The 23,570-nt window shown below is 50.2% G+C and carries 19 protein-coding genes; all 19 read left to right on the forward strand.

From position 1 onward, the window contains the following. The first annotated feature begins 45 nt into the window (after nucleotides 1-45). Entirely contained in the window at nucleotides 46-2,394 is a 2,349-nt protein-coding gene (gene lon, locus ABGT54_RS06650; protein ID WP_346663368.1) for an endopeptidase La, read from the forward strand. Next, on the forward strand, nucleotides 2,384-2,986 hold the full coding sequence (gene yihA, locus ABGT54_RS06655; protein WP_346663369.1) for a ribosome biogenesis GTP-binding protein YihA/YsxC: 603 nt from the start codon (nucleotides 2,384-2,386) through the stop codon (nucleotides 2,984-2,986). Before lon ends, yihA begins: the two co-directional genes overlap by 11 nt. Before the next feature lie 4 nt (nucleotides 2,987-2,990). Continuing rightward, nucleotides 2,991-4,139 carry a sporulation integral membrane protein YtvI gene (ytvI, locus tag ABGT54_RS06660; RefSeq protein ID WP_346663370.1) on the forward strand — a complete coding sequence of 383 codons (1,149 nt, stop codon included), beginning with the start codon at nucleotides 2,991-2,993 and terminating at the stop codon, nucleotides 4,137-4,139. A gap of 87 nt (nucleotides 4,140-4,226) precedes the next feature. Continuing rightward, entirely contained in the window at nucleotides 4,227-4,553 is a 327-nt protein-coding gene (locus tag ABGT54_RS06665; RefSeq protein WP_346663371.1) for an alpha/beta hydrolase, read from the forward strand. A 302-nt stretch (nucleotides 4,554-4,855) separates the two neighbouring features. Further along, nucleotides 4,856-5,851: a virulence RhuM family protein gene (locus ABGT54_RS06670; RefSeq protein WP_346663372.1), complete on the forward strand. Its 996-nt coding sequence runs from the start codon at nucleotides 4,856-4,858 to the stop codon at nucleotides 5,849-5,851. Nucleotides 5,852-6,049: 198 nt separating this feature from the next. Beyond that, complete coding sequence (locus tag ABGT54_RS06675; protein ID WP_346663373.1) at nucleotides 6,050-6,589, forward strand: NADAR family protein; 540 nt, start codon at nucleotides 6,050-6,052, stop codon at nucleotides 6,587-6,589. After that, nucleotides 6,571-8,550, forward strand: coding sequence for an excinuclease ABC subunit UvrB (gene uvrB / locus ABGT54_RS06680; RefSeq protein WP_346663374.1), 1,980 nt, complete (start codon nucleotides 6,571-6,573; stop codon nucleotides 8,548-8,550). Before ABGT54_RS06675 ends, uvrB begins: the two co-directional genes overlap by 19 nt. A 78-nt stretch (nucleotides 8,551-8,628) precedes the next feature. Then, a complete protein-coding gene (gene uvrA / locus ABGT54_RS06685) occupies nucleotides 8,629-11,469 on the forward strand; it encodes an excinuclease ABC subunit UvrA (RefSeq protein WP_346663375.1) in 2,841 nt (946 codons plus the stop codon). A gap of 123 nt (nucleotides 11,470-11,592) precedes the next feature. Beyond that, nucleotides 11,593-12,582 (forward strand): rod shape-determining protein, encoded by a 990-nt coding sequence (locus ABGT54_RS06690; RefSeq protein WP_346663376.1) that lies wholly within the window; start codon nucleotides 11,593-11,595, stop codon nucleotides 12,580-12,582. Next, nucleotides 12,582-14,792: an ATP-dependent RecD-like DNA helicase gene (locus tag ABGT54_RS06695; protein ID WP_346663377.1), complete on the forward strand. Its 2,211-nt coding sequence runs from the start codon at nucleotides 12,582-12,584 to the stop codon at nucleotides 14,790-14,792. Before ABGT54_RS06690 ends, ABGT54_RS06695 begins: the two co-directional genes overlap by 1 nt. Further along, the gene (locus tag ABGT54_RS06700; RefSeq protein WP_346663378.1) at nucleotides 14,789-15,496 is read left to right on the forward strand and encodes a ComF family protein; all 708 of its coding nucleotides are present in this window, start codon (nucleotides 14,789-14,791) and stop codon (nucleotides 15,494-15,496) included. Before ABGT54_RS06695 ends, ABGT54_RS06700 begins: the two co-directional genes overlap by 4 nt. Before the next feature lie 58 nt (nucleotides 15,497-15,554). Continuing rightward, nucleotides 15,555-15,956, forward strand: coding sequence for a hypothetical protein (locus ABGT54_RS06705; RefSeq protein ID WP_346663379.1), 402 nt, complete (start codon nucleotides 15,555-15,557; stop codon nucleotides 15,954-15,956). Between the two features lie 24 nt (nucleotides 15,957-15,980). After that, a complete protein-coding gene (locus ABGT54_RS06710; RefSeq protein WP_346663380.1) occupies nucleotides 15,981-17,021 on the forward strand; it encodes a hypothetical protein in 1,041 nt (346 codons plus the stop codon). A 44-nt stretch (nucleotides 17,022-17,065) separates the two neighbouring features. Then, the gene (cdaA, locus tag ABGT54_RS06715) at nucleotides 17,066-17,950 is read left to right on the forward strand and encodes a diadenylate cyclase CdaA (RefSeq protein ID WP_346663381.1); all 885 of its coding nucleotides are present in this window, start codon (nucleotides 17,066-17,068) and stop codon (nucleotides 17,948-17,950) included. After that, a complete protein-coding gene (locus tag ABGT54_RS06720; protein ID WP_346663382.1) occupies nucleotides 17,928-19,184 on the forward strand; it encodes a CdaR family protein in 1,257 nt (418 codons plus the stop codon). Before cdaA ends, ABGT54_RS06720 begins: the two co-directional genes overlap by 23 nt. 40 nt (nucleotides 19,185-19,224) lie before the next feature. After that, complete coding sequence (locus ABGT54_RS06725) at nucleotides 19,225-19,488, forward strand: HPr family phosphocarrier protein (protein WP_346663383.1); 264 nt, start codon at nucleotides 19,225-19,227, stop codon at nucleotides 19,486-19,488. A 104-nt stretch (nucleotides 19,489-19,592) separates the two neighbouring features. Then, nucleotides 19,593-20,348 carry a glycoside hydrolase family 25 protein gene (locus ABGT54_RS06730; protein ID WP_346663384.1) on the forward strand — a complete coding sequence of 252 codons (756 nt, stop codon included), beginning with the start codon at nucleotides 19,593-19,595 and terminating at the stop codon, nucleotides 20,346-20,348. Between the two features lie 111 nt (nucleotides 20,349-20,459). Further along, complete coding sequence (locus ABGT54_RS06735; protein WP_346663385.1) at nucleotides 20,460-21,548, forward strand: InlB B-repeat-containing protein; 1,089 nt, start codon at nucleotides 20,460-20,462, stop codon at nucleotides 21,546-21,548. A gap of 102 nt (nucleotides 21,549-21,650) precedes the next feature. Continuing rightward, nucleotides 21,651-23,522, forward strand: a complete 1,872-nt coding sequence (locus ABGT54_RS06740) for a sulfatase-like hydrolase/transferase (RefSeq protein WP_346663386.1) — start codon at nucleotides 21,651-21,653, stop codon at nucleotides 23,520-23,522. Nucleotides 23,523-23,570 lie beyond the last annotated feature (48 nt).

Genomic DNA, 23,570 nt, shown 5'->3' on the forward strand with positions numbered 1-23,570 from the left:
GTATATTCGTTGTTCCAAATGAAAAGCAGAAAAAGGAGAAGATACATGAAGAAAGAGACAAGTAGTCTGCCCATGGTTGCATTGCGGGGACTGGTGGTCCTGCCAGGAATGGTGCGGCATTTTGACGTGAGCCGCGAGAAATCCCTGCTGGCCCTGAACGAAGCGGTACAGGGTGATCAGCGGATCTTCCTGACGGCCCAGAAGGATATTGAGGTGGCAGATCCGAAAGCAGAGGACGTCTGTCAGACAGGCTGTATCGCCACCATCCGTCAGATTGTCAAGTTGCCAAAGCAGATCAGCCGGGTGCTGATCTGCGGAGAAACCAGGGCGGCCATCAATACGATCGAGTTTGAGGAACCTTATCTGCGGGCCAATGTAACGGAAGTCCCGGACACAGAGGATGCGGCTGCGGACGAGGATCAGGGACTTGGACGTGAGGCGATGCTGCGCGGGCTTCAGGATGTTTTCAAAGAATATGCGACAAAAGAAGTAAAAGTGTCCAAAGAGATTGGAACACAGGTGGAAGGAACTGAAGACCTGAAACTTCTGGTGGATCTGATCGCGGCGAACGTGCCTCTGGCATGGGAGGATACACAGGAACTTCTGGAGGCAGCAGACCTGACCAGCCGGTATGAGCTTCTGGTGTATAAGATGGTAAAAGAGATCCAGGTTCTGAATGTAAAGGAAGAGATCCAGAAAAAAGTAAAAGAGCGGGTGGATAAGAATCAGAGAGAGTACATCCTCCGTGAAGAAATGAAGTGGATCCGGGAAGAGCTGGGAGACGACACCATGCTCTCGGACGCTGATGAGTTCCAACAGGCTGCGGATCAGCTGCAGGCGCCGGAAGAAGTAAAAGATAAGCTTAACAAAGAAATTAAAAGATTTCGGAACACTGTAAATAGTCCTGCTGAAACAGGGGTGATCCGGACGTATATCGAGACGCTTCTGGAAATGCCCTGGGACAAGACCTGTGAAGAACACAAAGACATTGCCTATGCCAGTCAGGTGCTGGAAGAAGATCACTACGGACTGGAGAAAGTAAAAGAAAGAGTGCTGGAGTTCCTGGCAGTGCGGGCATTGACAAGGAAGGGCGAGACGCCGATCCTCTGTCTGGTGGGACCGCCGGGAACCGGAAAGACTTCCATCGCCAGGTCTCTTGCCAGAGCCCTGAAAAAGCCCTATGTACGGATTTCCCTGGGAGGCGTCCGGGATGAGGCCGAGATCCGAGGTCACAGAAGAACCTATGTAGGAGCCATGCCGGGACGGATCGCAAACGGGCTGAAGGCCGCTGGCGTGAAGAATCCCCTGATGCTGCTGGATGAGATTGACAAGGTGAGCAACGATTATAAAGGGGATACCTTCTCGGCTCTTCTGGAGGTTCTGGATAGCGAGCAGAACTGTAAGTTCCGGGATCATTATCTGGAGGTGCCCATTGATCTGTCGGAAGTGCTGTTCATTACCACGGCCAATACTTTGCAGACCATCCCAAGGCCCCTTCTGGATCGGATGGAAGTGATCGAAGTATCCAGTTATACGGAAAATGAGAAAATGCACATTGCCATGGAACACCTGATCCCCAAGCAGCTGGAAAAACATGGACTTACGGAAGACCAGCTGACGATCAGTAAGAAAGCGCTGTGGAAGATGGCAAGAAATTATACCAAAGAAGCAGGGGTGCGTCAGCTGGAACGGAAGATCGGAGATATCTGCCGTAAAACAGCAAAAGAGATCCTGGAAGGAAAGAAACAGACAGTACGCATTACAGAACGAAATCTGGCGTCTTATCTGGGAAAGGAATTATATACCTATCAGATGGCCAATGAGTCTGACGAAGTGGGGATTGTCCGGGGACTGGCCTGGACCAGTGTGGGCGGCGACACGCTTCAGATTGAGGTCAACGTAATGCCGGGTGAGGGAGAGATCCTTCTGACCGGGCAGATGGGCGACGTAATGAAAGAATCTGCAAGAACCGGTATCAGTTATATCCGTTCCGTGAGTAAAAAGCACCGGATTGCGGAAAACTTCTTTAAAGAGCATGACGTACATATCCACATTCCCGAGGGCGCAGTTCCCAAGGACGGACCCTCAGCCGGCATTACGATGGCAACGGCCATATTTTCTGCTATTACGGGACGCAAAGTGCGCTCGGACGTGGCCATGACCGGAGAGATCACGTTGCGGGGAAGAGTGCTCCCCATCGGCGGATTAAAAGAAAAACTGCTTGCCGCAAAGAATGCGGGTATCAAAATGGTGCTGGTGCCAAAGGAGAATGAAGTGGATGTGGAGGAGATTTCTTCAGAGATCACAAGAGGTCTGGAAATCGTATTTGTTTCCCAGATGGAAGAAGTCCTGAAACTGGCGCTGGCAAAAAGGAGGGGTTCGCATGATCATTAAATCAGTCAATCTGGAAACGGTATGCGGGATCACCAGTGTGCTGCCCCACAATACCCTGCCGGAGATCGCATTTGCCGGAAAGTCCAATGTGGGAAAATCATCGCTGATCAACGCGCTGATGAACCGGAAATCTTATGCCAGGATTTCCGCCACGCCGGGGAAAACGCAGACCATTAATTTTTATAATATCAATGAGGAAATGTATCTGGTGGATCTTCCCGGATATGGCTACGCGAAAGTATCCGAGGAGGAAAAGCAGAAGTGGGGACAGCTGATCGAAAAATATCTGCACGGCTCCAGCCAGCTCAAAGCAGTATTTTTGCTGATCGATATCCGCCACGATCCTTCCGCGAACGATAAGATGATGTACGACTGGGTAGTGGCGCAGGGGTATCAGCCCATCATCATTGCCACAAAGCTTGACAAGATCAAAAGAAGCCAGATCGACAAACATCTGAAAATGCTCCGGACGGGACTTGGCCTGGTGCCGGGAACCAGGATCATCCCGTTTTCTGCCATGACAAAACAGGGAAGAGATGAGATCTGGGAACTGGTAGAGACAGAGTATCTGGGGAAAAAAGAGGTGGAGTAGGGAAATGAAAACGAATTTCAGGGAACAGCTTCAGGACAACCGGCCATACTGGAAAGTGATCATCAGCCTGGCCATCAGTCTGATCGGAACGATTTTATTTATCTATGTGGGGGTACGGCTTCTGGGATTTTTCATGCCGTTTGTAGTGGGATGGTTCATCGCCTATATCGCAAGCCCGCTGGTCAACTGGCTGGAGAAACGATTGAAGATCGTGAAAAAACTGGGATCAGCGTTGATCATCATCCTGGTGCTTGCGCTGGTGATCTTTCTGATCTATTTTGTGGGCAGCAGGATCTGGCGGGAAGTGGCCTCTCTCATCCAGAATATGCCGGATATGTATGCGGAACTGGAAAAAGAACTGGATATGGTAGGGAAAAACCTGGCGGGCATTTTCCAGATGCTGCCGGAAGGCATCCAGAACGGATGGCGGGATATCATGGGAGACCTGGACAAATCCGTGGGAAATCTCATGGCATCCTTAAGCGAACCGACGGTGACTGCAGCCGGCAATGTAGCAAAAAGGATTCCCTCCTGGCTGATCAGCGCCATTGTCATGATCATCTCTGCGTACTTTTTCATAGCCGAGAGAGAAGATCTGATCGTCCTGGCCAAAAAGGTATCCCCGGATCCTTTGGTGCACCGGATGAGCATGGTGATGTCCAACCTGAAATATGCAGTGGGCGGCTACTTCAAAGCCCAGTTTAAGATCATGTTCGTGGTCTACATCCTTCTGGTGGTCGGGTTCGCCATCCTGGATGTGCACTTTTCCTTTTTACTGGCGCTTCTGATCGCATTCCTGGATTTCCTGCCCTTCTTTGGCACAGGAACCGCGCTGATCCCCTGGGCGGTCTACCAGCTGGTGACCGGCGATTACCGGATGCTGATCGGACTGTTGATCCTGTACGGGGTGACCCAGCTGGTACGCCAGCTAATCCAGCCAAAACTGGTGGGAGACAGCATGGGACTGAATCCTCTGCTGACCCTGGTGCTTCTGTATGTAGGTTACAGGATCGGCAGCGTGCTTGGCATGATCTTCGCCGTTCCCGTGGGAATGATCGTGATCAACCTGTATAAAGCAGGCGCCTTTGACTACATCCTGGATGATGTAAAGATCCTGGCGGACGGCGTCATGAGCCTGCGGAGAAAAGAATAAATACGAAAAAAGTACAGGAGCAAAAGCATTGAGCTATATATTACTTCAAAAGTGAAATCCTTAGTGCTGATAGGAACACAATACAAAATGCCCAGAAGATTGTTGAAATTGCAAAATGTACTATTTCATCTCATGCCTGACTCTGAATTTTCAAAGATGGGATTTCAAAAATCAGATTTTATCAGTCTTTGCAAATCAATGATGGATTTAGATTTTTCACATCAATTAAGAGATATTTGCTGTAAAGTTTTAGTCGTATGTGGAGAAAAAGACAGGGCAAACAGGCATGCTTCCCTGCAATTAGCAGAATTGATACCTGATGCAGAATTTATAACTATATTAGGAGCCGGGCATGAAGTAAATATAGATTGTCCTTCTAAATTAGGTGAGAAATTAGATAGTTTTTTTGAATAGCTATAAGGCGGTTAATTATCATTATGATTGATCGCCTTTTTCGTTTGAAGGAAATCTCTTCAGTTGTGCAATTTTGCCGGAAATACCGCTCTGTGGCTAAAAACGGCTCTGCCTCGGTGTTTTGGCCGGCAAAAATACGGATAGGATTTTAAAAAGTGAAATTCCAGCCGTCAAAATATGATTTTTATTGGATTGACGGCATGAAGTATATAAGATAAAATGAGAGAAGAACATTTGTTTGTAAGCATGGGGAATTTACGATGGCAAATGTCATTGCACAGCTAAATAAGAGGTGAGTATGAATGCAGGAATCGAATTTGTTAATGTATACTACAGAAGATGGCTTAACAAAAATTGAGGCGACTTTTGTAAACGATACGGTATGGCTTTCTCTAGAGCAGATGGCAGAGTTGTTTCAAAGAGACAGAAGTGTTATAGGAAAGCATATACGGAACATTTTTAAAGAGGGAGAATTGAAAAAGGAATCAGTATGGGCAAAATTTGCCCATACTGCCGATGATCGAAAAACCTACCAAGTGGATTACTATAATCTAGACGTGATTATATCTGTGGGATATAGAGTAAAATCTTTGCGTGGTACCCAGTTTAGAATATGGGCAACGAATATTTTGAAAGAATATATGCAAAAAGGTTTTGCTTTAGATGATGATCGCTTAAAACGCTTAGGTGGTGGAAATTATTTTGACGAATTATTAGAACGTATTCGTGATATCCGGTCATCAGAAAAGGTTTTCTGGCGGAAAGTGTTGGAGATTTATGCAACGAGTATTGATTATGATCCAAGAGCTGAAAGTTCTATTCTTTTCTTTAAACAGGTACAGAACAAGATGCATTGGGCGGCACATAAGCATACAGCGGCAGAAGTGATATATCAAAGAGCGGATGCCGAGAAAGAACATATGGGATTAACTTCCTGGCAGGGAAAATCCATAAAAAGAACAGATGTAGAAGTTGCAAAAAATTATTTGAATAAAAACGAATTGGATGCATTAAATAAAATTGTTACTGCTTATCTGGATATTGCGGAGGTACATGCACTAAATCATGAGCCGATGTATATGAAAGACTGGCTGGAAACCATAGATGATTACTTGAAAATGACAAGAAGAGATATACTTAAGACTAAAGGAAGTGTAACGCATAAGCAGGCGCTTGAAAAAGCTCATGTAGAATACGAGAAATATAAGAAAAGTGAGGAAAATACGCTATCCTCAGTAGAACAACATTTCCTTGATAGTATAAATGAGTTAGAGGGGCTAGAAGAAGATATAAAATAAGATTTAAACTGCCGAGGAAAACTCAGCAGTTCAAAAATATCAGAGTTATTGGAACTGGAATAGGGGAAACTTTTTGGTACAATGGAGATAAAAAAGTAAATTTGATCACGGATTTTTTTAGATATTCGAAAAATCAGGATAACTGGTGAAGAGGATTAAGAAAATGAGTTTGGAGTGCTACAGGAAGAAGGTGCGGCTATGATATGCTTTCACAACCCGGACGAAGAAAATGGCTATTTGAGCAATTGGTTTCTATCTGAATTCACAGTTTGCGGTATTACATTTTCTTCTATGGAGCAATATATGATGTATGAAAAGGCGATTTTGTTCAAAGATCAGACAACTGCAGAAAAGATATTGCAGACGGATGATGTGGCGGAAATAAAAGCTTTGGGAAGGACTGTGCAAAATTTTGATGACAAAATCTGGACAAAAGAAAGAGAAGGTATTGTCTACAATGGTGTGTTAGAGAAATTCCGCCAGAATCCTGAGCTTGCCGAAAAACTGGAAAAGACAGGGGAAGAAATCATTGCAGAGTGCGCTGTGAAAGACCGGATCTGGGGGATTGGACTTTCCATGAAAGATGATGACAGACTCAGCATTGATAAATGGAGAGGACAGAATCTGCTGGGCAGAATTTTGATGCGAGTGAGAGAAGATATCAGGCATCAAAATAAAGGGAACCAGATATTTCCATCGGGAGAAGGAGAAAATAGATCATGGATCATTTTGAATTAGTATCAGAATACGCCCCCACCGGCGACCAGCCCCAGGCCATCGCCGACCTGGTCAAAGGCTTCAAGGAAGGTAACCAGTGTGAGACCCTCCTTGGCGTCACCGGTTCGGGTAAGACTTTCACGATGGCAAATGTCATCCAGCAACTGAATAAACCGACGTTGATCATCGCCCACAACAAGACCCTGGCGGCCCAGCTCTATGGCGAGTTTAAGGAATTCTTCCCGAATAATGCTGTAGAGTACTTTGTCTCCTACTATGATTATTACCAGCCGGAGGCTTACGTCCCCTCCTCAGACACTTACATTGCCAAGGATTCTTCCATCAACGAGGAGATCGACAAGCTCCGGTTGTCTGCCACGGCCTCTCTGATCGAGCGGCGGGACGTGATCATCGTATCCAGCGTGTCCTGCATCTATGGTCTGGGTGAACCGGAGAACTTCGAAAAGATGATGGTTTCCTTGCGCCCGGGTATGCAAAAAGACCGGGATGAGGTGGTGCGTCAGCTGATCGACATTCAGTACGACCGCAATGAGATGGACTTTAAGCGGGGCACTTTCCGGGTGCGGGGAGATGTGCTGGAGATCATCCCGGCCAATGAGGCGGAGACTGCCGTGCGGGTGGAGTTTTTCGGAGACGAGATCGACCGGATCACCCAGATCGACGTGCTCACCGGCGAGATCAAAGGCGAATTGGAGCATGTGGCCATCTTTCCGGCTTCCCACTACGTCGTGCCGGCAGAGCAGATCCGCCGGGCGGCGGACGCCATTGAAGAAGAGCTGGAAGAAAGGGTTCAGTATTTTAAAAGCGAAGACAAACTGCTGGAGGCCCAGCGGATCGCGGAGCGGACCCATTTTGATATTGAAATGTTAAAAGAGACCGGATTTTGTTCCGGCATTGAGAACTATTCCAGACACTTGTCCGGGTTACAGCCGGGGCAGCCGCCTCACACCCTGATGGACTATTTCCCCGATGATTTTCTGATCATCATTGACGAGTCCCATAAGACGATCCCGCAGATCGGCGGCATGTATCACGGAGACCAGTCCAGAAAGCGGACTTTGGTGGATTACGGCTTCCGGCTGCCTTCTGCTCTGGACAACCGGCCCTTAAGTTTTGATGAATTTGAACAGCGGATCGATCAGATCCTGTTTGTATCCGCTACGCCGGGCCCCTATGAAGAAGAGCATGAACTTCTGCGGGCGGAGCAGGTGATCCGGCCCACCGGCCTTCTGGATCCGAAGGTGGAAGTACGTCCGGTGGAGGGACAGATCGACGACCTGATCGGGGAGATCAACCGGGAGACTGCGAAGAAACATAAGGTTCTGGTCACCACGCTCACTAAGCGGATGGCAGAAGACCTGACCGATTATATGCGTGAGGTCGGCATCCGGGTGAAATATCTCCATTCGGATATCGATACCCTGGAACGGACACAGATCGTGCGGGACATGCGCCTGGATGTGTTCGACGTACTGGTGGGCATCAATCTTCTGCGGGAAGGACTGGATATTCCGGAAATCACCCTGGTAGCCATCCTGGATGCGGACAAAGAAGGATTCCTGCGTTCAGAGACCTCTCTGATCCAGACCATCGGACGTGCAGCCAGAAACTCAGAAGGTCACGTCATTATGTATGCGGATACCATGACGGATTCCATGCGTCTGGCCATTCAGGAGACGGAGCGCCGGCGCACCGTGCAGATGGCCTACAATGAAGAACACGGCATTACGCCAACCACCATTCAAAAGAGCGTCCGGAATCTGATCTCCATTTCAAAGAAAGTGGCGGCGGAAGAGCTGCGGATGGAGAAAGATCCAGAATCCATGAGCAAAAAAGAGCTGGAGAAACTGGCAAAAGATCTGGAAAAACAGATGAAGAAGGCTGCCGCAGAGCTGAACTTCGAGGCAGCGGCCGAGCTGCGTGACAAGATGGTTGAAATCAAGAAAAAGATGGCAGAATAATACAGACCGGATAACACAGACCGGATAACACAGACAAATCATACAGAAATGAGAATGTCAGAACAGAAAGGATTACACATGCAAGATACAGAGAAAAAGCATTTTATCAAGATCAGAGGGGCCAACGAGCACAATCTGAAAAACATTGATCTGGATATTCCCAGAGAAGAACTGGTGGTGCTGACCGGGCTGTCCGGCTCCGGCAAGTCTTCTCTGGCGTTTGATACGATTTATGCAGAAGGACAGAGGCGGTATATGGAGTCTCTGTCTTCCTATGCGAGACAGTTCCTGGGACAGATGGAAAAACCGGACGTAGAGAGCATTGAAGGACTGCCTCCGGCGATTTCCATTGATCAGAAATCCACCAACCGCAATCCCAGGTCCACGGTGGGGACAGTGACGGAAATCTATGATTATTTCCGCCTTCTCTATGCCAGAGTGGGGATTCCCCACTGTCCGAAGTGCGGTAAAGAGATTAAAAAGCAGACCGTAGATCAGATGGTGGATCAGATCATGGAACTGCCGGAACGGACCAGGATCCAGCTGCTGGCGCCGGTTGTCCGGGGACGGAAAGGAACCCACGCCAAGCTTCTGGACCGGGCCAAGAAGAGCGGCTATGTCCGGGTGCGGGTGGACGGCAATCTCTATGAGCTGTCCGAGGAGATCCAGCTGGACAAAAATATCAAGCACAACATTGAGATCATTGTAGACCGTCTGGTGGTAAAAGAAGGCATTGAACAGCGGCTCACCGATTCCATTGAGACAGTGCTGGGACTGGCGGAAGGCCTGCTGATCGTGGATGTGATCGGTGGAGAGCCGATCCAGTTCAGCCAGAGCTTTTCTTGTCCGGACTGCGGCATCAGCATTGAAGAGATCGAGCCCAGAAGCTTTTCCTTTAACAACCCCTTTGGCGCCTGTCCGGAGTGTTTCGGCCTGGGGTATAAAATGGAATTCGATATTGATCTGATCATCCCGGACAAATCTTTAAGTATCCGGGAGGGCGCCATTACGGTAATGGGCTGGCAGTCCTGTACGGATCCTAAGAGTTTTACCTATGCGATCCTGGACGCCCTGAGTAAAGAATACAAATTTTCCCTGGACACGCCATTTGGCAAATACCCAAAAAAGATCCAGGATGTGATCATACATGGCACCGGCGGGAAAGAAGTCAAGGTTTATTACCGGGGGCAGCGGGGAGAAGGCGTCTATGACGTGGCCTTTGAAGGCCTGCTGAAAAATGTGGAGCGGCGTTACCGGGAGACATCGTCCGAGACCATGAAAGCAGAATACGAAGAATTCATGCGGATCACGCCCTGCCATGCCTGCAAAGGGCAGAGACTGAAGCCGGGCGCTCTGGCGGTAACGGTGGGCGGCAAGAATATTGCGGAAGTGACGGCTCTTTCTGTGGAACGTCTGCAGAGATTCCTGGATAAGCTGAAGCTGAATAAGCACCAGATGATGATCGGCGGCCAGATCCTGAAAGAAATCAAGGCAAGGATTCAGTTTCTCATGGATGTGGGCCTGGATTATCTGACCCTGGCCCGGGCCACTGGCACCCTCTCCGGCGGAGAGGCACAGAGGATCCGCCTGGCCACTCAGATTGGTTCCGGTCTGGTGGGCGTGGCGTATATTCTGGACGAGCCAAGCATTGGTCTTCACCAGAGGGATAACGATAAGCTCCTTGCCACCCTGAAGCATTTGCGGGATCTGGGCAATTCCGTGATCGTGGTAGAGCATGACGAGGATACCATGCTGGAAGCGGACCATATCGTGGACATCGGCCCGGGCGCTGGCGAGCACGGCGGAGAAGTGGTGGCAGAAGGCACGGCAAAAGATATTATGGCGAATAAAAATTCCATTACCGGCGCATACCTAAGTGGAAGGATCAAGATCCCGGTGCCGGACCACCGGGCAAAACCCACCGGCTGGCTGAAGGTGACAGGGGCCAGAGAAAACAATCTGAAAAATATTGATGTCAAGTTCCCGCTGGGGGTTATGACCTGTGTGACCGGCGTATCCGGGTCAGGGAAATCTTCACTTGTAAATGAAATTCTTTACAAACGACTGGCAAGAGACCTGAACCGCGCCAGAGTGATCCCGGGAAAGCATAAGGACATTCAGGGGATAGAAAAGTTAGATAAGGTCATCAATATTGATCAGTCCCCCATCGGACGGACGCCCAGATCCAATCCGGCCACCTATACCGGAGTTTTCGACCTGATCCGGGAACTGTTCGCGGCCACGCCGGACGCCAAAGCAAGAGGCTATCAGAAAGGCCGGTTCAGCTTTAATGTCAAAGGCGGACGATGTGAAGCCTGCAGCGGAGACGGGATCTTAAAGATTGAGATGCACTTCCTTCCGGATGTATATGTGCCCTGCGAGGTATGTAAGGGAAAGCGGTACAACCGGGAAACGCTGGAAGTGAAATATAAAGGGAAAAGTATTTATGATGTATTAAATATGACGGTGGAAGAGGCTCTGCATTTCTTTGAACATGTGCCGTCGATCCGGAGGAAAATGGAGACCCTGTATGATGTGGGGCTGTCTTACATCCGCCTGGGGCAGCCCTCCACTACCCTGTCCGGCGGAGAGGCGCAAAGGATCAAGCTGGCGGCGGAGCTTAGCAAGCGCAGCACCGGAAGGACGGTCTATATTCTGGATGAGCCCACTACCGGTCTTCATTTTGCAGACGTACACAAGCTGACGGAGATCCTTCACCGGCTGTCTGCAGACGGCAACACTGTGATCGTCATCGAGCACAACCTGGATGTGATCAAAACGGCCGATTATATCATAGATATCGGTCCGGAAGGTGGGGAAAAGGGCGGCACTGTCATCGCCACAGGAACGCCGGAGGAAGTGGCGGAAAATCCGGTCTCCTATACCGGAAAATACATTGGCGCGGCCCTGAAAAAATAGTGTCGAACTGCGCTGACGCTTTCAAAAGAATTAAGGAAATAAGTCTTTCCATTTTTTTGAAATTTGATTATAATGGAACGTGCACAAAAGAGAGCAAGACAGCAAGACGAAAGGGGAATAAGGATGTCAGCAGATATCGGGATTGATCTGGGGACTGCCAGCGTACTGGTCTATGTAAAAGGAAAAGGCGTGATCTTAAAAGAGCCGTCTGTAGTGGCTTATGACAGGGATGCGGGAGCGATCAGAGCCATCGGCGAAGAAGCAAGGCTCATGCTTGGGAGAACGCCGGGAAATATTATCGCGGTGCGTCCGCTGCGCCAGGGCGTCATCTCGGACTATACCGTGACAGAAAAAATGATCAAATATTTCGTACAGAAGGCTCTGGGGAAACGGACCTTTAAAAAGCCCCGTATCAGTATCTGCGTGCCAAGCGGCGTAACGGAGGTGGAGCGCAAGGCAGTAGAGGAGGCCGCATATGCGGCAGGCGCCCGGGAAGTGATCCTGATCGAGGAGCCGGTAGCGGCTGCGATCGGAGCGGGGATCGATATCTCCAGACCCTGTGGCAACATGATCGTGGATATCGGAGGCGGCACTTCGGATATTGCAGTGATCTCTCTTGGCGGTACGGTAGTGAACACATCCCTGAAGCTTGCGGGGGATGATTTTGATGAAGCCATTGTCCGCTTCGTGCGGAAAAAGCATAATCTTCTGATCGGAGAGCGGACGGCGGAGGACATTAAGATCAAGATCGGGACAACCTATCCGCTGATCGAAGAAGAATCCATGGAAGTCCGGGGGAGAAATCTGGTAACCGGCCTTCCAAAGACGGTGACCATTACCTCGTCGGAGACAGAAGAGGCTCTTCGAGAGCCTGCGGGACAGATCGTGGAGGCTGTGATCGGCGTGCTGGAACGTACTCCGCCGGAACTGTCTGCAGATATTCTGGACCGGGGGATCATGCTGACCGGAGGAGGAGCCATGCTCAGAGGACTGGAAGAGCTGATCGAAGAGAAAACGGGTATCAACACCATGACGGCGGACGAACCGATGCAGGTGGTAGCTATCGGCACGGGGCAGTTCGTAGAGTTTACAGGCGGGCGAAAAGAATACTAATGGAAAAAATCAAAGGATTTGTAGAGCATATTGTATACCGGAACGACGACAACGGGTATACGGTATTTCATCTGAATAACAAAGACGGAGAAGTGACCTGCGTGGGAAATTTTCATTTCATCGAGGAAGGCGAGCTTTTGGAGATGGAAGGAGAATATACCACGCATAAACTTTATGGACTCCAGTTTGCGGCGAAAACGGCCAGAGTCTGCGAACCGGAGGATCTGGCTTCCATTGAGCGGTATCTGGGTTCCGGAGCGATCAAAGGGATCGGCGCGGCGCTGGCGGGCCGCATTGTGAAAAAGTTCCGGGAGGATACATTCCGGATCATCGAGGAAGAGCCGGAAAGACTTGCGGAGATCAAAGGGATCAGCGAGAGGAAAGCCAGAGAGATCGCAGTTCAGGCAGAAGAAAAAAAGGAAATGCGGGAGATCATGCTGTATCTTCAGAAATACGGCATCTCCATTGCACTAGCTGTAAAGATCTGTCAGAGGTATGGAAGAGGCGTCTACCGGGTGATTGAGGAAAATCCCTACCGTCTGGCCGATGATGTGGCGGGCGTGGGGTTTCAGACTGCCGATGAGATTGCGGCCAGGGTGGGGATCCATGCGGATTCAGACTTCCGGATCCGCAGCGGCATCTTCTATACCCTGATGCAGAGCATCGCGGAGGGACATGTCTACCTGACCCGGGACGTACTGCTCTGGCGGGCGGGCAGACTGCTGGGAGTAGAGATCTCTCATATAGAAACTTATCTTATGGATCTTGCCATGGAAAAGAAAGTGGTGCTCAAGGAAGGCGAAGACGGGGGCCGGGTCTATGCGGCGCATTTTTATTATATGGAGCTGAATGTGGCAAAAATGCTGCACGACCTGAATATATCGGATCAGGTGCCGGAAGAAAGGATCCTGGAGCGGCTGGAAAAGATCGAGGATAACACCGGGCTGATCCTGGATGAGATGCAAAGAAAAGCGGTGACAGAGGCAGTGAAGCGGGGGATCCTGGTTTTGACCGGAGGACCGGGAACAGGCAAGACTACCACCATCAATGCCATGATCCGTTTTTTTGAAAGCGAAGGGATGACCATCCTTCTGGCTGCGCCCACCGGAAGGGCGGCAAAGCGGATGACAGAAACCACCGGATACGAGGCTTCCACCATCCACCGGCTTCTGGAGGTAAGCGGAGGCCCAGAGGAAGAGGCGTCCGGAGGCTTCCAGAGAAATGAGGAACATCCTCTGGATACAGACGTGCTGATCATCGATGAAGTGTCTATGGTAGACCTGCCACTGATGAATGCGCTGTTGAAAGCGGTGGTTCCAGGCACCCGTCTGATCCTGGTTGGGGATCAGAACCAGCTTCCAAGCGTAGGGCCGGGCAGTGTATTGAAAGACATTATTGATTCCGGCTGTTTTCCGGTGGTCATGCTGACCAGGATCTTCCGGCAGGCCGGGGAGAGCGACATCGTGGTCAATGCCCACAAGATCAACCGGGGAGAACCGGTGCTGCTGGATAACAAAAGTCAGGATTTCTTTTTCCTGAAACGCCAGGAGCCGGATGTGATCATCAGCGTGATCCTGACGCTGATCCAGAAAAAACTGCCGGGGTATGTAGGGGCCACTCCATATGATATCCAGGTGCTGACGCCGATGCGAAAGGGGCTTCTGGGCGTGGAGCGCCTGAATAAGATCCTGCAGCAGTATCTCAACCCGCCGGGGCCTGAGAAAAATGAAAGAGAGTCCGGGGATCATCTGTTCCGGGAAGGGGACAAGGTGATGCAGATCAAAAATAATTATCAGCTGGAATGGGAAATCCGTACAAAGTACGGACTTGTGATTGACAAAGGACAGGGGATCTTTAACGGAGATATGGGCATTGTGCGGACGATCAATGCTTATGAAGAGACTCTGACCGTGGAGTACGATGAACACAGGCTGGTGACTTACCCATACACGATGCTGGATGAACTGGAGCTATCTTACGCCATTACTGTACATAAGTCCCAGGGAAGCGAATATCCGGCGGTGGTGGTCCCTCTTTTACAGGGACCCAGGCAGCTGTACCACAGAAATCTTCTGTATACGGCAGTCACACGGGCAAAAAAGTGTGTAACACTGGTGGGGAGCGAGGCGGTTTTTCAGGAGATGATCCGCAATAACCAGGATCAGAAGCGAAATACCAGCCTGGCAGAGAAAATTCAGGAATTTCTATGAAAATAATATCATTTCTATTACGAACCTTCTGGCCGGAAATCTGCCCCTTCTGCGGGAAGGCCAGCGCCGCGGGGATCTGCGGAACATGTAAAGAAGAGTTACGAAAACTCACTATACAGGAGCCAAGATGTATGCAGTGCGGCAGGCCTGTCCGCTATGCGGAGCAGGAATACTGCCACGACTGCAGAGCATCCGGGCATTCTTACGATCAGGGCTGCAGTCTGTGGCTTCACAGAAAACCGGTCAGCTGGTCAGTCTATCAGTTCAAATACCACAATCAGCGAAGATTTGCATATTATTATGGAGAAGCAATGGCAAAGGCTTTTGCGGGACAGGTGCGCCGGTGGGCGCCGGAACGGATCCTTCCGATCCCTCTGCACAGGAAACGATACCGAAAGAGAGGCTATAACCAGGCTCTTTTGCTGGCAGAAGAACTGGGGGAGCGTCTGGGGATCCCGGTGGATCCCTCTGGTCTGGTCCGCCGGAAAAGTACTACGGCTCAGAAAATGCTGGGCAAACAGGAAAGGATCCGAAATATGCAGAATGCTTTTGCAGTGTCTGCGGACTTCGTGCCGGTTTCAACAGTCCTTCTTATCGACGACATCTATACCACAGGAAATACAATGGACGCGGCGGCTGCGGTATTGAAAAAGGCCGGTGTTCAAAAAGTCTACTTTTTAACGATAAGTATTGGACAAGGATAAGGATATTTGTTATACTGAAAATGATGTTTAGAAGCAGGAAATGACCCGAGGTATTTTTATGTTAGATGAAAAAAAGGTAAAACTGATGACCCGGATGGCTTTTTATGAAAAGACGCAGGGGACGGAAGATTTTAAGATCAGCGCATATTACCGCAAGGATTATGTGAGCCTTCACATGCTCTGCTCTCTGATCTGGGTGACGGTCGGGTATGTGTGCCTGGTGGCGCTGCTGATCCTTGCAGGGCTTGACAGCCTGATGGGACACATGTCCACGTCGGTCATGCTGCTGGTGGGCGGCATGGTCATTGTAGGGTGGCTGGCAGTTGTGATCATATATCTTCTGATCGCAAATCATATGTATAATCAAAAACACAAAGACGCCCGGCAGAGAGTGAAAAAATACAATCACGATCTTACCCGTCTGCTGAAAATGTATGCAGGCCGGAGCGCGCGGGAATAGAGAAGAGAAAAGGAGACCGATCACATGGACACCATATATGTTTTTCGTGAACGCATACAGGAACTATACGCCAGATATTCCAGAATCATTGAAAAGGCGGGACAGTTTATCCTGGCCTTTGCCGCTTTTGCCCTGATCAATCATCAGGTGGGATTTCTGGGAGCCCTGGCCTCGCCAGTGGCGGCTCTGGGGCTTGCGATTATCTGCACCTTTCTGCCGCTGTTTTTTACCGTCATCGTGGCAACGGCGCTGATCCTTGCCCATTTGGCGGCGGTTTCGCTGGGCATCCTGCTGGTTACGGCAGTGGTGTTTCTTGTTATGTATATTTTTTATCTGAGGCTGACGCCGAAGATGTCGCTTCTGGTGCTTTTAACGGCGCTGGCATTTTTCCTGAAGATCCCATATGCCATCCCGGTAGCGTGCGGACTGCTGCTCTCGCCGGTCAGCATGGTAGCGGTTGTGTGCGGAGGCATCGCCTTTTACATGCTGGAATATGTAAGAGAGAATGCGTCGGCGCTGGAAGGAAGCGCAGATCTTCTGACCCAGGTGATCTCGTATCTGCAGCAGGTGTTTCAGAATAAGGAAATGTGGATCGTGATCGTGGCTTTCCTGATCTGCTGTTTTGTGGTATATACTCTGCGCCGGCAGGCGGCGGACCATGCCTGGAAGATAGCCATCGTGGCAGGGGCTGTTGTGAATATCGTAGTGATCGCCGCAGGGGATATCGCGTTTGGGGTGCATACTTCCTATGGATCGCTGGTGGGCGGAAGCATTGCCGCCATCGTTCTGGGGCTGATCCTGGAAATATTCTTCTTTGCAGTGGATTATTCCAGAAGCGAAAACCTGCAGTATGAGGATGACGAGTATTACTATTATGTAAAGGCTGTTCCGAAGATCTCCATCGCTACGCCGGAAAAAACCGTAAAAAAGATCAATGAACGGCAGGAGACAGAGATCATTGATGCGGAGGAAGTCAGAAGGAAGGCCAGAAAGAGAAAAGACGTCAAAGACGTGGATAAAGTGCTTCTGACACAGAGCCTCAAAGATGACCTGGGTATGAAATAAAAGGGGAAACACATACATAGAAAGAAAAAGAGAGGGGTGGAAAAATGAGACAGATGATTGGCGGGTTGCTGGATAAGTACGCGATATCCCTGTATTTTCCGAGCGTACAGATCACGGACGTCATCGAAGTATTCATTCTGACCTTTCTGATCTATCAGATCATGGTGTGGATCAAAAATACCAAGGCATGGATGCTGCTAAGGGGGATTCTTGTCCTGGCAGTATTCATTTTGCTTGCCGCTATTTTTAATATGCACACGATTCTTTTCATTGCGGAAAATCTGGTGACTGTAATGGCTACGGCAGCGATCGTGGTATTTCAGCCGGAACTTAGAAGAGCGCTGGAAAAACTTGGCGAGAGAAAATATCTGGTCTCTGTGGTTCCTTTTGAAGGCAATAAAGAAAAGGCCCATTTCAGCGAGGAAACCAGAGAGAGTATGATCCGCGCGGCCTATGCCATGGGCAGAGTCAAGACGGGAGCTTTGATCGTTGTCGAGCAGGCGATCCATCTGACAGAGTATGAGAGCACAGGCATCCAGATGGACTGTCTGGTATCCCGCCAGGTGCTGATCAATATATTTGAACACAACACGCCGCTTCATGACGGCGCGATTATCGTGCGGGGAGACAGGATCGTATCGGCGACCTGTTACCTGCCTCTTTCTGACAATATGAGTATCAGTAAGGATCTGGGCACCAGACACCGGGCAGCCCTGGGCATGAGCGAGGTCAGCGACGCCCTGGTGATCGTGGTCTCCGAGGAGACAGGAGCCGTCTCTGCGGCTCTTGGCGGAACACTGTACCGGGATATCAGCGAAGAGGAACTTCGCAGGATGCTGACAGAGATCCAGGCGCCCAAAAAAGAACCAGGAAAATTTCATATCTTTTGGAAAGGAAGGCATAAGAATGAGAAAAAAACTGATGAATAATCTCGGCCTGAAAATATTAGCCTTCCTGGCCGCAGTTACCTTGTGGTTCCTGGTGGTTAATATTGACAATCCGGTTACAGACCGTACCTTCAGCAATATACCGGTTACGGTGATCAACGATGATATCGTGACGGACAGCAACCGCACATATCAGATCATAGACGGTACCTCTCAGGTCAGCGTGACTGTGACGGCGACCCGCAGGGAGCTTAGCCGGATCAGTACAGACGATATCAAAGCAGTGGCGGATATGCGTGAGCTGACGCTTGGCACCCAGGTGCCGATCCAGGTCACTGTGGAAGGCCATACCTACGAAGAGGCATATTCCACGCCGCGCAATCTGCAGGTGCGGATTGAGGAAGAGGCAAGAAATAACTTCCCGATCACGCCCACGACCATTGGAACGGTCCGGGAGGGTTATGTGATCGGCAATCTGAAAGCAGATCCTACGGGGATTACCATCCGAGGGCCCAAGAGCGTGCTGAACAGTATCAACCGGGTATGCGCCGAGGTGGATGTTTCCGGCCTGTCAGAAAGCGAAGAATTAGAGGCAAATCTGGTACTCTATGATGTAAATAACAACGTGATCGACCAGACGCTTCTGGTCAACAACCTGGGAGAGGAAGGGCTCTCCGTAGAAGTGGAACTTTACCAGACCAAGGACGTGCCGATCCGCATCGATGATTCCGGCATTTCAGCGGCAGAAGGGTACAGTATCAGTAATATTTCCTGCGAACCCCAGGATGTGCTGCTGTCCGGAGACGAAGATACCATTCGTGATCTGGTGGCTGTTGAGATCCCCGAGAGCGAGCTGGAGTTAAGCGGACTGACCCAGAGGACGGAACATACGGTGGATATTACCGAATACCTGCCTGAGGGCGTGACGCTGGTAGATCCGAACGCCAGCAACGTGGTAGTCACCATCACGGTGAACCAGCCGGGAGCCCAGGTGTTTGAAGTGGCGACAAACGCAATTGTAGTCAGCAACCTGGCGGAGGACCTGGAGGTCAGCTACGGGACGGCTGTGGATCTGGAATTTCAGATCCGCGGACCGCAGGAGACGCTGTCCGGGCTTTCACTGGCAAAAAAGGTGTCCATTGATTTAAAGGAATGTACCAGCCCCGGCACATATACAGTGCCGGTAAAGGTAGACCTTCCCAAGAGCTGTAGTCTGGTAAACGACGTCCAGGTAGAGATCGTGCTGAAGAAAATCTCTGGGGACCAGGAAGAATAAGATAGAGCTGAACAATAAGAACCATACAGGAGGTACGACCATGATCCGGCAGACAGTGACGATCCACAATCCGACCGGGCTGCATCTTCGCCCGGCGGGAATGTTTTGCAATGTGGCCAGCAGATATAAGTGCCGTGTTTGCTTTGAATACGACGATGTGACAGCAAATGCCAAAAGCGTACTTAGCGTACTTGGCGCCTGTATCAAAAAGGGAGATGAGATCACCCTGATCTGTGAGGGGGAAGACGAAGAAGAGGCAATGGAGGCTATGCTGCAGGCCATTGCCGATGGATTAGGAGAGTAATCAGAAATTGACAGCAAAAAAAAGACTTATGATCGGTTTTTTACTGCTTGCGGCAGTAATGCTGGGCTGCTTCGGAAAGGGAAAGGAAGAAGCAGCCCTTTCTGTTGAAAAAAGAAAAACAGACGTTTGTGGATGCTCACGGAGAGGAGCATACCATGGAAATAGATCCGGAAATAAATGAAAATCCTTATGATCCGGAGGCCTTTCAGATCAACGGGGACCGGATGGCATATACAGACCAGGAAAAATACGGATACCGGCTGGGCGTGGATGTTTCCTTTTACCAGGGGCAGATCGACTGGGAAAAAGTCCGGGCGGACGGCTGCGAATTTGCCATTATAAGGCTGGGATTCCGGGGATATGGAAAAGAAGGAAATCTTCATGTAGATGAACAGTATGAACAGAATTTTCGGGGCGCCAAGGCTGCCGGACTGGATGTTGGCGTCTACTTTTTCGCCCAGGCGGTCAATGAAGAAGAGGCAAAAGAAGAAGCCAGGTTTGTGCTGAAGCATCTGAAAGGACAGAAACTGGACCTTCCTGTGGTCTATGATCCGGAACATATTGTGGGAGAAGAGTCCAGGACCCAGGATGTAACAGGAAAGCAATTCACCAGGAATGCAAAGGTTTTCTGTGAGGAGATTGAAAAAGCAGGATACCAGGCCATGATCTACAGCAATATGCTCTGGGAAGCCTTTGAGTTTGATCTAAGAGAACTGAAAGCGTATCCGATCTGGTACGCGGACTACGAAGCAAAGCCCCAGACGCCTTATCATTTCCAGATCTGGCAGTACACTGAAAAGGGACAGGTGGACGGGATCCAGGGAAATGTGGATCTGAATATCGAGCTGAAGAAAAAGTAGACGTTTTTTCAGAAAATGATAACAAAATGTGTCAAGTTGCCACTCCCTGTCACTTCATTTTGCACAGGAACCCTTTTATAATGGATTCCATAAAGTGAGGTGGGATAAAACATGGAAATGGTATTGGTGTTATCCGAGAGCGGTGCGGATATGAGAGCGATCCTTAGAAGGGTGACAGGGATCCTGCTCCTGCTTGCGCTGACGATCGTTTTAATGACAGCGGCGGAAAGGTTTGAAGCAACCCGGACGTCCGGGGAGTATCGGATCCCTCTTGCAGCGGAGGAAGCGCCTGTGGGGGAGGAAGGACTTTCGGCGGCAAAGAATTGTCCGGCGCTTCCGGTGTCTGCTGAGCTTGAGAGTGGACTGCAGGAACCTGCGGCAAAGGAAGCTGCGGAACTGTTTGTACCCACAGGCGGGATGGCAATCCCCCTGCCTGGAGCAGGGATCATTCCGGGAGTGGAGGTGACGCCACTGCCGGGAGAGGGAAACGTTCCGGGAGAGGAGGAAGAGCCTCTGCCGGGAGAGGAGGTGCGCCCTTCACCGGAAGATGTGGTAACGTCAGAAGCAGGAAGTTTCCCGGCGGTTGGGGAGACGACGGCTCCTGGAGAATCTGCCGGAGGGATCATATCAGAGGATGCGGCGGTATTTCCGGCTGTGGTGACGGTCTGGCTGAATGGAAATGGCGGAGAGCCCGCAAGAACGCAGATCACTGCAGAGGCAGAAGCGCTCTCACCGGAGACATGGGAGATTCCCTTCCGTCCGGGAAAAGTATTCGACGGCTGGTATCTGGACGAAGCCTGTACCATCCCATTTACCGGTACAGAAAAGGGAGCGGCGCAGGTGGAAGTGTATGCCGGCTGGAAAGAATTTGCCGGATTTGTCTGTGATGACGCGGGACATATCACAGCCTGCACACCCGGGGACGGTCTGCTGGACGGGATCCTTACGCTGCCTGCGGACGCGGCCTGTACCGGGATCGAGGCCGGCGCTCTGGCGGAAGTTGCAGACCAGGTCATGGAAATCTTTATTCCTGCCAATATCACTTATATTGCCGACGGAGCCTTTGACGGTCTGACGAACCTGATGTACATCGAGGCGGAGCCGGGCAATCCCGTCTGCTACAGTGAAGGAGGCGTGCTGTACGCTATGTCGGGAGAAGTGATCGCTGCGCCCGCCTGGTATACAGCCGATGCGGCTTAACCTGTTTTTTACCAATTTTACACAATTTTAAAGTAATCCTAGCGTGAAACACAGATATGTGTTATGATAAACGCTAGGATTTTTTAGGAGTTGAGAACATAAATGAACAAAGTAAAAGCTATTTTGATAAAAACAGCGGCAATCCTGGAAGTAGTGCTGACCGCCATATTTTCTCTGGCAGCGCCGCTTCTTTTGTTTAGCGTCTTCTGGATGTTCCGGACCTGGAATCAGCTGACCATGGACGAGCTGGTATTCCACCTGACAGGACCCCTGGAGGGGACGAATTCAGATATGGTCAGAGAATACCTGATCCAGTGCGCGCTTCCCGCGCTTCTGGTGTTTGCAGTGATACTCGTTGTGCTCTTCCTTTTGCGGAAAAAAAGATTCTTTTATCTGATAACCGGCGTACTCCTGCTGGTGTGGATCCTGGTGTGCCTTGGCGCCCTGTATGTGACTGCCAACAGACTGGAACTGGAGGATTATGTGGATTCCCAGGGAAGTTATTCCGGATTTATTGACTCGAATTATGTGGATCCGGCAGAGACCTCTGTTACGTTCCCGGAGCAGAAGAGGAACCTGATCTATATCTTCCTGGAATCCATGGAGACGACTTATGCAGATGGCGCGTCCGGCGGAGCCTTTGAAGAAAACGTGATCCCGGAGCTGACAAAGATCGCAGAGGAAAATGAAGACTTTTCCGGTTTCGGGGCCTCCATAAACGGCGCTCATGCCATGAAAGGGACCACCTGGACCATGGGAGCCATGTTCGCACATACCTCCGGTCTGCCCCTGAACATTCCCATCGGACAGAACGACATGGGAACACAGGACAGTTTCTTTGCCGGAGCGACGACTCTGGGCGACATCTTAAGTGAGGAAGGATATTCGCAGACCTTGCTCCTGGGGTCGGACGCTACCTTTGGAGGGCGCAGACTCTACTTTACCGAGCACGGGGATTATGACATGGTGGACTACGAGTATGCCCGCAAAAACGGCATGATCCCGGAAGATTATTCGGTGTGGTGGGGCTATGAAGATGAGAAACTTTTCCAGTTTGCCAAAGAAAAGCTGCTGGAATTAAGCAGCCAGGACAACCCCTTTAACCTGACCATGCTGACGGTGGACACCCATTTTGAGGACGGGTATCTGTGCGAAAAATGTCCGGATACCTTCGGAGATAACCAGTACGCCAATGTAATGGCATGCTCCAGCCAGCAGGTGGCAGAGTTTATCTCCTGGATCCAGGAGCAGGATTTTTACGAAAACACGACCATTGTCCTGGCGGGAGATCATCTGACCATGGACAGTGATTTTTGCGAAAATGTATCCGGGGATTATGACCGGAAGACCTATGTTGCCTATATCAACGCCGCGCAGCAGACACAGAAGAGTGAGGCGAGAGATTACACCACCTTTGACCTCTTCCCTACCACGCTGGCGGCCCTGGGGGCAGACATTGAAGGCGACAGGCTGGGACTTGGCACCAACCTCTTTTCTATGGAAGAAACTCTGACGGAAACCTATGGGGAGGACTATATGAACGGGGAGCTGAAAAAAAAGTCCCGGATGCTGAACCGCCTGGCGGATATTGACGAGGATGTGCCGGAATTACAGGGAAATGACGAGGCAGAAGAAACGCCTCAGGCAACAGTCAGTGTGGGAATCTATGAATCCCAGACGGCTACCATCCCGATCATTGTAAGCGATATCCAGAACGTGGAAAATGACATAGGATCCATTGTGGTATGCGCCTGGACCAAAGAGGACCAGAGCGACGCCCAGTGGTCCCAGCTGACAGAAAATGAGGACGGCACCTACGGAATCCATCTGAACACCCTTCCCTTTGCCGACCGGTCCGCTGTAGTCCGTATGCAGATCTTCCTTTTGGACGACGAAGGGACCTCGTACTTTATCGGTGAGAAAGCGGCGCTTATGCAGGACGGGCAGCAGGGTATGACTGCAAATAGATCCTGATTTTGAAAAAAGGTTTTGTCCCGGAAGATTCTATGCTATACTATAGAC

Origin of the sequence: uncultured Merdimonas sp. (genome assembly GCF_963929015.1) — a bacterium.
GTDB lineage: Bacteria > Bacillota > Clostridia > Lachnospirales > Lachnospiraceae > Merdimonas.

Coding starts and splice junctions, on each gene's coding strand:
- ABGT54_RS06735 (WP_346663385.1), top strand. CDS start 20,460: ATGGAAATGGTATTGGTGTTATCCGAGAGCGGTGCGGATATGAGAGCG.
- ABGT54_RS06675 (WP_346663373.1), top strand. CDS start 6,050: ATGATATGCTTTCACAACCCGGACGAAGAAAATGGCTATTTGAGCAAT.
- ABGT54_RS06690 (WP_346663376.1), top strand. CDS start 11,593: ATGTCAGCAGATATCGGGATTGATCTGGGGACTGCCAGCGTACTGGTC.
- ABGT54_RS06670 (WP_346663372.1), top strand. CDS start 4,856: ATGCAGGAATCGAATTTGTTAATGTATACTACAGAAGATGGCTTAACA.
- uvrB (WP_346663374.1), top strand. CDS start 6,571: ATGGATCATTTTGAATTAGTATCAGAATACGCCCCCACCGGCGACCAG.
- cdaA (WP_346663381.1), top strand. CDS start 17,066: ATGAGACAGATGATTGGCGGGTTGCTGGATAAGTACGCGATATCCCTG.
- yihA (WP_346663369.1), top strand. CDS start 2,384: ATGATCATTAAATCAGTCAATCTGGAAACGGTATGCGGGATCACCAGT.
- lon (WP_346663368.1), top strand. CDS start 46: ATGAAGAAAGAGACAAGTAGTCTGCCCATGGTTGCATTGCGGGGACTG.
- ABGT54_RS06740 (WP_346663386.1), top strand. CDS start 21,651: ATGAACAAAGTAAAAGCTATTTTGATAAAAACAGCGGCAATCCTGGAA.
- ytvI (WP_346663370.1), top strand. CDS start 2,991: ATGAAAACGAATTTCAGGGAACAGCTTCAGGACAACCGGCCATACTGG.
- ABGT54_RS06725 (WP_346663383.1), top strand. CDS start 19,225: ATGATCCGGCAGACAGTGACGATCCACAATCCGACCGGGCTGCATCTT.
- uvrA (WP_346663375.1), top strand. CDS start 8,629: ATGCAAGATACAGAGAAAAAGCATTTTATCAAGATCAGAGGGGCCAAC.
- ABGT54_RS06695 (WP_346663377.1), top strand. CDS start 12,582: ATGGAAAAAATCAAAGGATTTGTAGAGCATATTGTATACCGGAACGAC.
- ABGT54_RS06720 (WP_346663382.1), top strand. CDS start 17,928: ATGAGAAAAAAACTGATGAATAATCTCGGCCTGAAAATATTAGCCTTC.
- ABGT54_RS06705 (WP_346663379.1), top strand. CDS start 15,555: ATGTTAGATGAAAAAAAGGTAAAACTGATGACCCGGATGGCTTTTTAT.
- ABGT54_RS06710 (WP_346663380.1), top strand. CDS start 15,981: ATGGACACCATATATGTTTTTCGTGAACGCATACAGGAACTATACGCC.
- ABGT54_RS06665 (WP_346663371.1), top strand. CDS start 4,227: ATGCCCAGAAGATTGTTGAAATTGCAAAATGTACTATTTCATCTCATG.
- ABGT54_RS06700 (WP_346663378.1), top strand. CDS start 14,789: ATGAAAATAATATCATTTCTATTACGAACCTTCTGGCCGGAAATCTGC.